10 protein-coding genes are annotated in these 12,406 nt (G+C 67.3%); 6 read left to right on the top strand and 4 right to left on the bottom strand.

The genetic code is table 11. The annotated features are described in order from the left end of the window. Window positions 1-188 precede the first annotated feature (188 nt). The gene (locus ACWEO7_RS17425) at window positions 189-1,133 is read left to right on the top strand and encodes an ATP-binding cassette domain-containing protein (RefSeq protein WP_452424422.1); all 945 of its coding nucleotides are present in this window, start codon (window positions 189-191) and stop codon (window positions 1,131-1,133) included. Further along, window positions 1,130-1,891 (top strand): ABC transporter permease, encoded by a 762-nt coding sequence (locus ACWEO7_RS17420; RefSeq protein ID WP_452424421.1) that lies wholly within the window; start codon window positions 1,130-1,132, stop codon window positions 1,889-1,891. Before ACWEO7_RS17425 ends, ACWEO7_RS17420 begins: the two co-directional genes overlap by 4 nt. 786 nt (window positions 1,892-2,677) lie before the next feature. Here ACWEO7_RS17420 and ACWEO7_RS17415 read toward each other — a convergent pair. Then, window positions 2,678-5,839, bottom strand: coding sequence for a BTAD domain-containing putative transcriptional regulator (locus tag ACWEO7_RS17415; protein WP_452424419.1), 3,162 nt, complete (start codon window positions 5,837-5,839; stop codon window positions 2,678-2,680). A gap of 455 nt (window positions 5,840-6,294) precedes the next feature. Here ACWEO7_RS17415 and ACWEO7_RS17410 point away from each other — a divergent pair, with 455 nt between their 5' ends. The 3 genes from ACWEO7_RS17410 to ACWEO7_RS17400 all read left to right on the top strand — a co-directional run bounded on the left by ACWEO7_RS17410 (window position 6,295) and on the right by ACWEO7_RS17400 (window position 8,685). Further along, window positions 6,295-6,513 (top strand): ferredoxin, encoded by a 219-nt coding sequence (locus ACWEO7_RS17410; RefSeq protein ID WP_452424417.1) that lies wholly within the window; start codon window positions 6,295-6,297, stop codon window positions 6,511-6,513. Further along, the gene (locus ACWEO7_RS17405; RefSeq protein WP_452424415.1) at window positions 6,510-7,736 is read left to right on the top strand and encodes a cytochrome P450; all 1,227 of its coding nucleotides are present in this window, start codon (window positions 6,510-6,512) and stop codon (window positions 7,734-7,736) included. The genes ACWEO7_RS17410 and ACWEO7_RS17405 overlap by 4 nt, the downstream gene beginning before the upstream one ends. Before the next feature lie 490 nt (window positions 7,737-8,226). Then, window positions 8,227-8,685 carry an SRPBCC family protein gene (locus tag ACWEO7_RS17400; RefSeq protein WP_452424413.1) on the top strand — a complete coding sequence of 153 codons (459 nt, stop codon included), beginning with the start codon at window positions 8,227-8,229 and terminating at the stop codon, window positions 8,683-8,685. 11 nt (window positions 8,686-8,696) lie between these two features. Here the strand turns inward: ACWEO7_RS17400 and ACWEO7_RS17395 are convergent, their stop codons facing one another. Then, window positions 8,697-10,553: a DNA/RNA non-specific endonuclease gene (locus ACWEO7_RS17395; RefSeq protein WP_452424411.1), complete on the bottom strand. Its 1,857-nt coding sequence runs from the start codon at window positions 10,551-10,553 to the stop codon at window positions 8,697-8,699. A gap of 202 nt (window positions 10,554-10,755) precedes the next feature. After that, complete coding sequence (locus ACWEO7_RS17390) at window positions 10,756-11,106, bottom strand: MarR family winged helix-turn-helix transcriptional regulator (RefSeq protein ID WP_452424409.1); 351 nt, start codon at window positions 11,104-11,106, stop codon at window positions 10,756-10,758. On the opposite strand from ACWEO7_RS17390, the gene ACWEO7_RS17385 reads away from it, so the two are divergent. After that, a complete protein-coding gene (locus tag ACWEO7_RS17385; RefSeq protein WP_452424408.1) occupies window positions 11,105-11,209 on the top strand; it encodes an SDR family oxidoreductase in 105 nt (34 codons plus the stop codon). The two genes, ACWEO7_RS17390 and ACWEO7_RS17385, sit on opposite strands and share 2 nt — an antisense overlap. 54 nt (window positions 11,210-11,263) lie before the next feature. Here the strand turns inward: ACWEO7_RS17385 and ACWEO7_RS17380 are convergent. After that, window positions 11,264-12,406 (bottom strand): KUP/HAK/KT family potassium transporter (locus ACWEO7_RS17380; RefSeq protein WP_452424406.1); only part of this gene is annotated, 1,143 nt, incomplete at its 5' end.

Here is a 12,406-nt window from a genome sequence, read left to right as displayed (position 1 = left end):
CGGCAGGTACGGGGCGCGGTAGCCCCCGATCGGCGACCTGGGGTGTCCGAATAATCATTTGCCGCGCGATCTGCATGTGCACGGACCGCTGCTCGTCGGATCCGGCCCTGACCAGGCCAGATGTCGTGTCAGCGGACGTGTCAGGCCGGTGTCAGGGCGGTATCAGCCCGGCTCGCGACAGTATCCCTGTGAACAGTTCAGCGATTGCGGCTTCTGGGCTGCGAAAGACATACGGGGACAAGACGATCCTCGATGGTATCGACTTGGATATCGGTGCGGGCACGATCTTCTCTCTACTCGGCCCGAACGGGGCGGGTAAGACGACGACGGTGAACGTGCTGACCACGCTGTCGAAGGCCGATGGAGGTACGGCGCGGGTCGCCGGGCACGACATCGCGACCGATGCCGAGGCAGTGCGCGCGGCCATCGGCGTCACCGGTCAGTTCGCGGCGGTGGACGATCTGCTGACGGGGGAGGAGAACCTGCGGCTGATGGCGGATCTGCACCATCTGCGGGCCCACGAGAGCAAGCGGGTGATCACCGAATTGCTCGAACGGTTCGGTTTGGTGGAGTCGGCGCGAAAGCAGGCGTCGACCTATTCCGGGGGTATGCGCCGGAAATTGGATCTGGCGATGACGCTGGTCACCAAGCCGGACATCGTCTTCCTGGACGAGCCCACAACGGGATTGGATCCGCGCAGCCGGCGCACCATGTGGGAAATCGTCCGGGAATTGACGAACGACGGTGTGACGATCTTCCTCACCACTCAGTACCTCGAGGAAGCCGATCAGCTGGCCGACCGGATCGCGGTGCTCGACCAGGGCCGCATAGTCGGCGAAGGCACACCTGACGACCTCAAGCGCCGGGTGCCCGGCAGCCACATCCGGCTCCGATTCACCGACGTCACGCAGGTCGATGCGGCGGCGCGGATCCTGCCGGGGGCCACCCGCGACGACGAGGCCCTGACCCTGCGAGTCCCCGGCGACGGCGGGACGAAAGCACTGCGGGACCTGCTGAATCGGCTCGCCGAACACTCGGTCGACGCCGAGGAGGTCTCCGTCCACACCCCGGACCTCGACGATGTCTTCTTCGCCCTGACCGGTCACGCCACCAAGGAGGCTGTCGCACCATGAGCACCATTTCCGCGCCGCTGGCCGATTCGTCGATCATGCTGCGCCGCAACTTCAAGCACATCGCCCGGACTCCGGTCACGATCTTCAACGCGGCCCTGATGCCGGTCGTGATGATGCTGATCTTCGTGTACGTGTTCGGCAACGCGTTCGATGTCGGCGAACAGTACATCGACTACGCGACACCGGGCATGATCCTGCTGGCCATCAGCTACGGGTTGTCGGGCACCGCGGTATCGGTGAGCTCCGATATGGCGAAAGGCGTCATCAACAGGTTCAAGGTCATGAGCGTATCCCGTGGCGCCGTACTGACCGGCCACGTCGCGGCCACCGTACTGACCAATGTGGTGGCCATCGCGGCCGTCGTCGGTGTGGCCTTCGCGCTGGGGTTCCGGCCGCCCGCGACCGCACTCGACTGGCTGGGCGCGATCGGCATCATGGCGGCGACGTCGTTCGCGGCCGCCTGGCTCACGGTCGCATTGGGAATGGCCGCGAAGACTCCGGAATCCGCGGGCATGACCGTAGTGCCGCTGATCATGCTGCCGTTCGTGAGCAGCGCGATCGTGCCCGCCGACCAGATGGGGCAGGGGATTCGGCAGTTCGCGCAATACCAGCCTTTCACGCCGATCATCGAAGCGTTGCGCGGGTTTCTCGCCGGACACCCTTCGGGTGGTTACACGGCCGCCGCGCTCGCCTGGTGCGCCGGGTTCGCCGTCGTCGGATACCTGTGGTCGCGCGCCACTTTCAACAAGCGCGTGTAGTCGCGACCAGCCGCCCATTTCACACACCAACCAATTCACACACAGGAGACAGCCATGCCGACATTCGAGACCCGGGAACCGATCGCCGTCACGATCGACGTGCTCTCCGGTACGGTCACGGTGATCGCCTCGGACCGTATCGACACCGTCGTGGAGGTCCGTCCGGCCGATGCGTCCAAAAAGGGTGACGTGCGCGCCGCCGCGCAAACCCAGATCGAATTCATCGCGTGCACTTTGACCGTGAGAACGCCGAAAGACTGGCGGACCTACACCCCGTTCGGCGGCAACCCGTCGATCGAGGTGACCATCGAGGTACCCAGCGGCTCCCAACTGAAGGGCACCGCCGCGGTGGGCCGATTGCTGGGCGCAGGCGAACTCGGCGAATGCGACCTGGAGATATCCGCGGGCGACATCACCGTCGAGCGCCCGCGGGGTTCGGTAACCGCGAAAACCGCCAAAGGCGACATCCGTATCGGCGAGGCATCGCGCGGCGTGCTCCGGCTGGAAACGTCCATGGGCGAGCTTCAGGTCGGAATCAGCCCGAGTAGCGAGGTGCAGCTGGAAACCAACGCCCAGCACGGGATCGGTGCGCAACCAGATGCAGCCGGTCGACCGGTCGCAGGGCGAGCAGGACATCGTGCGGGTGTACGCGCGCAACTCGTACGGCAACATTGTCATCCAGCACGCCACGGCCGCCTGATACTGCGCTCCCGCCGCCCGTCCCGCGCACAGTGTCCAACAGGTGTGCGACACCACGTCGGTGTCGCACACCTGTTTTCGCCATGTTCAGCAAGCGGGCGCAGTGGCGACCAGTTCACGCCAGCTCGCCTGCGCACCCTCCTTCGTCGCCTCGGTGAACCGCACATCGCCGAGGCGACGTCGTGCTGTCTGCTCGATCCGTTCCGCATCCGGTTGGGAACGGTCCGACAGGCCGCGCACCGCGGCACTCGCCGCGAGCAGCCGCACTGCCTGCTCATCGTGGTCGGCGCGCTGCGCCAGGTCGGCGATCCCGACGAGCACCTGAGCGATCAGCGGGGCGTACCCCACATCGGACACCGCCTGGAAGGCGGCGTCGTGGTGTTCGCGGGCTTCGTCGAGACCGTCGGCGAGGTAGCCGAGCAGGTTGTGGGTCCGCGCCCTGACGTAGAGTTGCTCGGCATCGCCGCCGAGGAGGGTTGTCGCGAGATCGATCTGCCGGTACGCCTGCTCGGTGTCGTCGCTCCAACGAGCCAGCTCCGCCCTGGTCAGGGCGAGTTCGGCCAGTGCGTTCGGCCAAGCTGAGCGATCCGCGTGCCGCTGCGCCTCCGCCATGGCGGCCGCGCTCGCGTCCGCGTCGCCCAGCAGCCAGTACAGCTGAGCCTGCCGCGCCCGCATCAAGAAAACATCCTCGATCGCGCCGACCTCGGTGACCACCGCGATCGCCTGGTCGAGATGCTCGCACGCTCCGGCGAACTCACCGCGCATGGCGATTCGATTCGCCAGTTCGGTCAGAGCGAACGAAATTCCCCAGCGCTCGCCGATGGTCCGGAACTCGGCGAGCGCCGTCTCCAGATACTCGTCCGCCTCCCGTCCCTGCTGTCCCAGCGCGATCCGTGCCTTGCCGAGCTGGAGCCGGGACAGCGCCCGCACCCAAGGGTCGTCATCGGTGAGCAGCGGTTCGAACGCGGGCAGCAACGCGTCCGGCCCTTGCAACATGTGTTCCAGCGCCGCGACGAACGCCAGCAGCGGGTATCGGCCCCGACTGCGTCGGCTGAACAGGTATGCCTTGTGGATCCATTCCTCCACTTGGTGCTCGTCACTCGGCCCGGAGCTCATGAAATGCACGACCAGCCCGTACACCCTGGCCCTGATCTCATCGTCCACCTCGCCGGACGTGGCGGCAGCCGCGGTGATCAGCTCCATGCCCTCGGCCTTGTGGCCGCCGAGCCACCAGTACCAGCCCGCGGCCGCCGCGAGCCGCATCGCCCCGGTCGTGTCCGCGGCCGCGAGCGCGCCACGCATCGCGACGGCGATGTTGTCGTGTTCGACCTCGAGCGTGGCGAGCCACTCCAATTGCTCGGCGCGGCGCAGGTGCGGCTCCGCGATGTCGGCGAGTTCGGTGAAGTACGCCAGATGCGCTCGACGCGCCGAATCCGATTCGCCCGACTCCTCGAGCCGGTCCCGGGCGTACTGCTTGATCGTGTCCAGCATCCGGAAGCGCGGCCCGCTGTCCTCCACGGTGCGCAGCAGCGATTTCTCGGTCAGCGCGGTCAGCAGCTCGAGCACCTCCCACCGCTCGACCGCCATGTTCTCCTCGCCCTGGGCTTCGGGCCCCGCGCAGACCTGCTCGGCCGCCTCCAGGCTCGCGCCGCCGGAGAACACCGCGAGCCTGCGCAGCACCACCCGTTCGGAGTCGGTGAGCAGCTCCCAGCTCCAGTCGACCACCGCTCGCAACGTCCGGTGCTGCGGAATCGCGGTGCGGCTGCCGCCGGTCAGCAGGCGGAATCGATCGTCGAGGCGATGGGCGAGCTGGTCGAGGGACATGGTGCGCAGTCTGGCCGCGGCCAGTTCGATCGCCAGGGGGATGCCGTCGAGGGCCCGGCAGACGCGCGCCATGGTCGACAAGGTGGGAGCATAGGCCGCGAGATCCTGACGCACCGCACCGGCCCTGTCCCGCAACAGCTGCACGGCCGGGGAGGACTCGATCTCGCCGGGATCCGCGTCCTGCGCGGGCAACGCCAACGGCTCGACCTGCCATAACGCCTCGCCCATGATGCCGAGCGGTTCGCGGCTGGTAGCGAGGATCCGCAGCCGCCCGCACTCTCCGAGCAGCCGATGGGCGAACGCCGCCGCGGACTCGATCACGTGCTCGCAGTTGTCCAGGATCAACAGCGTTTCGCGCTCGCGGATCGCCGCGACGAGCCGGTCCATCGGTTCCGCGTTCGGTGCGCCGCCGAGCAGCGCGTCGCGGAGTCCGAGCGCGGCGAGCGCGGATTGCGCCATGTCGCCACTCGCGCCGAGGGACGCCAGCTCCACCAGCCAGGCCCCGTCGGGCAGGTCGTCGAGCATGGTTCGCGCGGTTTCGAGGGCCAACCTGGTCTTGCCCGAGCCACCGGGACCGGTCAACGTCGTGAGCCGATGGTTCGCGATGAGTTCGCGCACGGCGGCGATATCGGCGTACCTGCCGACGAATTCGGTCAACTCGGCCCGCAGGTTCGTGTTGCGGTGGTTCTCCTCCGTTCGCACTTCACCGCGCAGGAGCGCCACGTGTAATGCGGAGAGTTCCGGCGAGGGATCGACGCCCAGCGTGTCGGCGAGTGCCTCCCGTGCGCGCTGGTACGCGATCAGCGCCTCGGCGCCACGACCCGCGGCACCGAGCGCGCGCATCAGCGCGGCGACGAGCCGTTCCCGCACCGGGTGCCGTGCCACCAGCTCGGTCAGCTCGGTGATCAGCTCCGTACCCCGGCCGAGGCGGACCTCCGCTTCGTACCGATCCTCCATGGCGGCGAGGCGCAGCCCCTCCAGCCGGGTGACCACCGCGTCGAAAGCCTCGCTGTCCTGTATTCCGACGTCTTGCATCGGCGCACCGCGCCACAGCTCGACGGCCTCGCGCAGGAGCTGGGCCTGTCGCGCGTCGTCACCGCCGCGGGCCTGGTCGAGAAGCCGTTCGAACCGCAGGGCGTCGACGGCGTGGGGCTCCACCGCCAGCCGGTATCCGCCCGCCTGCCCGTCGAGCGCCCCGTCCGGCAGCACCCTGCGCAGCCGGGAGACCAGTGCCTGCAAGGCGTTTGCCGCGTCGGCGGGCGGCTGCTCACCCCAAATCCAGTCGACCAGCGTCGCTTTCGGCACTACGCGACCTGGTTCGAGCGCGAGCGCGATCAACAGCGCCCGCAACCGAGCGCCCGGTACCTCGATCAATCCGCTGTCGTCTAGTCGGATCTCGAGCGGTCCAAGCATCCCGATCTGCACCGGCCCATTCTGCCGTGGACGCTCGGCGGTGAGCCGGGCCGCCCGTCCCCGGGGTGATAACCGCTCCGATGGCGGCGACCGACGCCGGTCGGCCGCAGCGTACTGAGATGTCGGCCTGCCGGAGAGCAGGCACCTACGCGAACTGATCGGCTCTACGCGGAGGCGATGCGCGTCGAGATACCTGCCGGTGCCGTAGAGCCGTTCGCTGCGGGCGCGAACGGCGCGTGCCGGGCGGTGGGTAGTGAAGGCGACCTTTTCGACCTGACCAGGGCGAACGCCGTGTCGGCGGCGTGTCAGGCCGGTATCAGCTCGGTGTCAGCCAGTCCGGCGACAGTTCTCCTGTGAACAGTTCAGCAATGACAGGGCTATGGAAGGTGTTCCGGACGCCGCTGTGCACCAGTGCACTTGCCCACGGTGTGCGCTCTCTCCCGGTCACCTGGGAGAGGGGGTAGCCGGTGGAACTCGGAGTGGACCGTGAGCGCTGCGTCAGCGCCGGCATGTGCGCACTGACCGCCCCTGGAGTATTCGACCAGGACCCGGAGGACGGCCGGGTCGCGCCGCTGGACCTCACACCCGCGCCCGAGTGGGAGCAGGCCGTCCGCGAGGCGGCCCAGCTGTGCCCGTCCGGCGCGATCACCATCGTTCGACAATCGCCGCGAGAGGAAACCCGATGAGTCAGACGGCCCCCATCCCGCACGGCCTCCCCCTGGAGCGCGACGCGGGACCCTTCGACCCACCCCGCGAGATCACTCGGCTGCGCGAGGCTCGCCCGGTCAGCCCCCTGATCTTCCCCGACGGTCACGAGGGCTGGCTCGTCACCGGCTACGACGCGGTCCGCCGGCTCATGGCCGACACCCGGTTCAGCTCCCGCCAGGACATCGGCATCGTCCATGTGCCGTACGAGACCCCCGGCATGCCCGTCGCCACCGAACCGTCACCGCAGGTGCCGGGCTTGTTCATCGCCATGGACCCGCCGGACCACACCCGGCTGCGGCGCAAGCTGACCGGCGCGTTCACCGTCAAACGGATGAAGCAGCTCGAGGAGCACATCATCGACGTCGCCGAGCGGCAATTGGACCAGATGGCGCGGCTGACCCCGCCGGTCGACCTGGTCGAGGAGTTCGCGCTGCCGGTGCCCTCGCTGGTGATCTGCGAGCTGCTCGGTGTGCCCTACGCGGACCGGGAGACCTTCCAGGTCAACTCCGCCAAGTTCTTGGTCAAGGACCAATCGCTCGAGGAGAAGATGGCCGCGTACGGCGCGATGACGACGTACCTGGCCGAACTGGTCACGCGCAAGCGCGCCGAACCCGGCGAGGACATACTGTCCGACCTGGCCCGCCACGACGACCTCACCATCGAGGAGCTGACCGGCATCGCCTTCCTGTTGCTGCTCGCGGGCCACGAGACCACCGCGAACATGCTCGCGCTCGGCACCTTCGCGCTGCTGGAGCACCCCGAGCAGCTGGCCGAACTGCGCGCCGACCCGGATCTGCTTCCCGACGCCGTCGAGGAACTCATGCGCTACCTGTCGGTCGCCGACATCTTCTATCGCTACGCCACCGACGACATCGAACTCGGCGGTGAAACGATCGGCAAGGGTTCGACCGTCGTCGTCTCGCTGCTGGCCGCCAACCACGACCCCCAGCGCTTCGACAATCCCGACACCCTGGACCTGCACCACAAGGCCCGCGGCCACCTGTCCTTCGGCCACGGCGTCCACCAATGCCTCGGTCAGCAACTGGCCCGCATCGAGATGCGCGCCGGTTTCGCCGGACTGCTGCGCCGCTTCCCGACGCTCGAGCTCGCCATCCCCGCCGGTGCGGTGAAACTCCGGACCGACATGAATATCTACGGCGTCCACGAACTGCCGGTCACCTGGACGGAGACGGCACGGTAGAACTGTCGGCCGAGCGCGTGGGAACGCGCATGCACGGCCTGCCCGACAGCCATGGCCGTCTCGGCTGTCGGCCAGGGCGGGCATGCCCATGATGAGTCGGATCGTTGTGGCCAAGGCGCGCAGCGTATTTCCGGCGTCGTCCTCGTCACCGGCGGCGGGGTGGTTCGAGCCCATGCGAAAGAACACGAAGAGGCCGTGCGGGCCGCGACGGACCGGTGGCATGAATACCGCTCACGGACAGAATGAACACCCTCGCCACGGCTGGATCGGCTTATCGCACACGAGCACTGCGGCGAAACTCTTCCGATCCTACTTTTATACTCGCCGGTAACAATTGGAATCATGAATAGCCAACAGGTAGCTGTCGAGTTATTTTTGGCTCTGACATCGCTCTTTGCGGGGGAATGCTGGTTGCGAGTCGAACGCGTATTGACGGATGGGAAGCGGCACGGGCAGAATCGGCCGGGTTGATCCCGGGGGTGGAGGAGTTATGCGCGTAAAAACCGATATCCATTTCACCGTCGGCGTCGATCCCGCCCGGGTGTTCGATGCGGTCGCCGCGATCGAAATGCTTCCCGAATGGTCGACGCATTCGGATGCGCGCGTGGCCACCCGCGATGAATTTGGTCGTCCACAGCGGGTCTACGTCACCGCGGAGACTCCGCTCGGCAGGTCCGATCTCCAGGTGCTGGAATACGACTGGACCGCGGAGCGAGTGTCGTGGCAGGTCGTGGACAGCTGTGTCGGCGTCGGCGGCGGTGGCTGGTTCGAAGCCGTCGAGGACGGCGCGGGATCACAGGTCTGGTATCACACCGAGCTGCAATCCTCGCTCTTGCTGCCCGGACTACTCCTCAAGCGCAGTGTTCGGCGGGAGGCCGAGACCGTAGTGCAGAACTTCATCGAATTCGCCGAGGGATATACCGCGCCCCCGAAATCACGCGCCGTATAGGTCGCTCCGCTTCACCATTGGATGTCCGCGACCGAGTTCAAGGGGGCGGCCACTTCCTCCGGCGCCAGTTGCAGATCCGCGTCCCGCAGTGCCTGCGGGAAGTGGAAGCGGGCTCGCTGCTCGATCTCGGTCAGCGGCACCTGGAAGACGCGGAACTCGTCGAGATCGAGCACTTCCAGCTGGTCCAGGTTCTGGCTCAGCAGGAAGCCGCGGGCCTTCAGTTCGCCGTTCTCCCGGAACGCGATGACCTTCCAGAACTCGCGCGGAATCCTGACCTGGCGGAATTCCTGGTCGTCGTCGGTGAAGACCGGGCCGCCGAACGCGCTGACCTTGAGGTCGTCGACGGTGACGTCGGCGAAGACGGCGTCCTCGAGCCGCCCCCAGATCCCGTCGCGCATGCTCTGGTTGAAGTCGTCCATCTGCGGGGTGATGTTGGTGTAGAAGAACGAATCCTCGTTGGCCTTCTTGGCTTCGGGCAGGCTGCCCCACAGCAGGTCCGCGCGGCGGGCGAGATGGCCGCGATCGAGCCGGTTGTCGCGGTACAACTCGTTGCCGACCTGGGCGTCCGCGTCGAGCCGCGCATCCTTGACGAAGTCGATCTTCTTCCGCGACAGCTTCTTGATCGAGCCGCCGTCGATGTTCCAGGCCACCCAGATGGCGAAGCGGCGCGAGCGGCGCATCGCGAGGGAGAAATGCGTGTAGTGCAGGACATCGGCGCCGTCCAGGGCGGTCGCCACGTCGGCGCGGACCTCGGCGTCCACCTCGGGGACCGGAATCGGCGACGCGAGGAAATTCGGGTCGTATCCGGCGACGGCCGCGGCTTCCTCCGCGGCCGGCGGGGTCAAGGTGATGCCGAGCTTCTCGAACACCGATTGCGGCAGGCAGGCCAGCGCGTGCTCGTCGGTGTTCGCGCCCATCTCGCCGGCGAAATGCAATCCGGCAAGCACGGTGCTGGTCTTGCCGTCGGGGAGCTTGAACATCCACGCCGATCCGGAGTCGCCGCCGCTGCTGATCTCGCCGTCGACCGCGGGATGGTCCGGGTCGGGCCCGATCTCGAAGCCGCCGATGCTTCTCGTGCCAACGCCGTGATAGTCGATCTTGGCGACCACGTCGACGCGCCGCACCATGCCGTGGGTGACTTGGGTGGTCCGGCCGCTCTTGATCACCTTGTCGCCGAGCTCGGGTTCGCCGAGGCGGTCCGGGACGACGTCCAGGCCGATGATCGCGGCGCTGAACCGCCGGTTCTCGATGTCGGCGACGGCGCAGTCGCCCGCCGTGCCGAGATGGGATCGGATCAGCTTGCCGAGCCGGTTGCGGTCGACCCGGTTGTCGTCGCGCGGGCCCGGCTGCACGACGTCGTCGCCGAGCCTGCCCGCCGCGGTGTTGAGGACGTGCCAATTGCTCAGCACATACGGCGTTCCGTCGTCCCGGTCGTAGACGACGCAACCGATCGTCCCCGCCGTGGTGCTCGGGTGGGCGACGCTGATTCCCGGCACGATCGGGTCGAGGCGCGACTTCCGCTCGGGCGCGGCCACTTCGGTGACCAGCCGGAAGGCCGGTTCGAACGTGCGTTGCAGCACGTCGGTCGGTACCTCGATCCCGTCGACGGTGACGGTCTCCGGAATCGCCGACGTGCCAAGCGCTTCCAGCGCCTCCGGTTCGGACACCTTCTCGTGCACGGTGAACTGCACCGCGATCTGGCCGGTCGATTTTCCGTCGACTTGCTTGTGGCCGATGCCGATCGAGGAGATATTCGGGTCTTCGAGGAAGTTCTCTCCCTTGCTGCGGATGAATTTGCGCAGTGCGGCGAGAAGGTCGTCGTTTCCGGTGTGCGTCCGGCGGGCTGGTGAATTCTTTTTGGCAGGCATGGTGACTCCGTGATCGAGGTGAGCGTGGCGTCGACGGCGTTGTCGCACCAGCTATCGCCATTCTCTGGTCACATTCGTGCCCGCACACGAGTAGCGAACTACTCGAACGCCGGGTGCCGCAATGCTGCGCAAAAGTTAGTTCGCATAACCAAAACAGTAGGTATGGCCTATGCGTGCTGTCGGTTTCAGCGACGTTGGATTTTCACCGATGTTCGGCCAAGGCTGTCGCCGTCGCGGTCACGAGGCCGATCAATCGAGTTCGGTCGATGCCCGGAAGCCTGCGGGCCAGCTCGTGCTCCAGCTCCGCGCGGAACTTGTGCCGCACCGCCGAGCCCTGTTCGGTGGGAACGGCGCGAGTCACGCGGCGGTCTTGCGGGTCGGTCTCCCGGACGAGTAGCCCTCGCCGCTCCAGCCGGTCGACCATGCCGGTCACATTGGTCTTGTCGCAACCGAGCATCGCGGCCAGCTCGCCGAAGGACGGCGGCTGGTCGGCGCCGAGCAGGCACAGCAATTCGGCTTGCTGACTCGTCAGTTCGATTCCGCTCGGCCGCATGGGCGAGCCCGACGACATCGCCGACGTGGTCGGCTTTCTGGCGTCGGAGGAGGCCCGCTGGATCACCGGGGCGAGCGTGCCCGTCGGTGGGGGAGCGTTCTGAACCGCGAACGTACTGGAACGGAGACGGTCCGAGACGGAATCAGGGGGTGAGCGCCTAGATCTCGATGTGAGCGCCCATGATCACCGTGCGCTCGCGGGGGAGGCCGAACTGCTCGGCGGCGTCGGCGGTGATGTAGGAGGTGGCGATGAACAGTCGCTTGCGCCACTGGGCCATCGTCGGCTCGGTACCGGGGCGCAGCTCGATCTTCGACAGGAAGTAGGACGCACGGTCCAGCTGCAACGGTCCCTCGGTGACAGCGGGGTCGAGCAATGCCAGCGCGCCGGGCACGTTTTGCGACTCCATGTAGCCGAACCGGGCGCAGACGTGGATGATGCCGTCTTCGGCGTAGCCGAGGGAATCGACGCTGATCCGTTCGTCCGCCGGAACCCGCGGCACGGGTTCGGTCTCGATCGACATGATGACGACGTGCGCGTGGCGCACGTGGTTGTGTTCGGCGTTGGCCCGCAAGGCCAGCGGCGCGGTTCGCTTGCCTCGGTTGAGGAAGACGGCCGTGCCGGGGACCCTGAGTACCGGCGGGTCGCCCGCGTGCAAGTGGTCGACGAACTCGCGCAGCGACCCCTCCCGCCGTTCGCGTTCGGCGGTGACGATGTCGCGCCCGCGTTGCCAGGTGGTCATGATGGTGAACGCGGTGAGACCGATCAGCAGCGGCAGCCACGCGCCGTGCACGAGCTTGGTCAGGTTGGCCGCGACGAACAGCAGGTCCACCGACAGTAGGGGGACGGCGCCCACGGCCAGCAGCCACAGCGGGATGTGCCAGCGGGCGCGGGCGACGTAGAAGAACAGCAGCGTGGTGATGGTGATCGTGCCGGTCACCGTCATGCCGTACGCGTAGGCCAGCGCCGCCGAGCTGCGGAAGGCGAACACCAGGGTGAGCACCGAGACCATCAGCAGCCAGTTGATCCACGGCACGTAGATCTGGCCGACCGTCGCCTCCGAGGTGTGCGCGATGCGCAGCCGGGGCAGGTAGCCGAGCCGGGCGGCTTGGGATGCCACCGAATACGCGCCGGTGATCACCGCCTGCGACGCGATCACCGTGGCCGCGGTGGCCAGTAGCACCAGCGGCAGGCGGCCCCAGGCGGGCATGAGCAGGAAGAACGGGCTGCTGACGTTGGCGGGGTCGCCCAGGATCAGCGCGCCTTGGCCGAAATAGCTGAGGATGCACGCCGGGAACACCAG

It is taken from the genome of Nocardia sp. NPDC004260, assembly GCF_053603155.1.
The sequence above is the reverse complement of the archived record's forward strand: the minus strand, read 5'-3'. Positions and strand labels throughout refer to the sequence as shown.

Excerpts from the sequence above, each read along its gene's own strand:
- ACWEO7_RS17405 (WP_452424415.1), top strand. The coding sequence starts at position 6,510 with ATGAGTCAGACGGCCCCCATCCCGCACGGCCTCCCCCTGGAGCGCGAC.
- ACWEO7_RS17390 (WP_452424409.1), bottom strand. The coding sequence starts at position 11,106 with ATGCGGCCGAGCGGAATCGAACTGACGAGTCAGCAAGCCGAATTGCTG.
- ACWEO7_RS17420 (WP_452424421.1), top strand. The coding sequence starts at position 1,130 with ATGAGCACCATTTCCGCGCCGCTGGCCGATTCGTCGATCATGCTGCGC.
- ACWEO7_RS17385 (WP_452424408.1), top strand. The coding sequence starts at position 11,105 with ATGGGCGAGCCCGACGACATCGCCGACGTGGTCGGCTTTCTGGCGTCG.
- ACWEO7_RS17400 (WP_452424413.1), top strand. The coding sequence starts at position 8,227 with ATGCGCGTAAAAACCGATATCCATTTCACCGTCGGCGTCGATCCCGCC.
- ACWEO7_RS17395 (WP_452424411.1), bottom strand. The coding sequence starts at position 10,553 with ATGCCTGCCAAAAAGAATTCACCAGCCCGCCGGACGCACACCGGAAAC.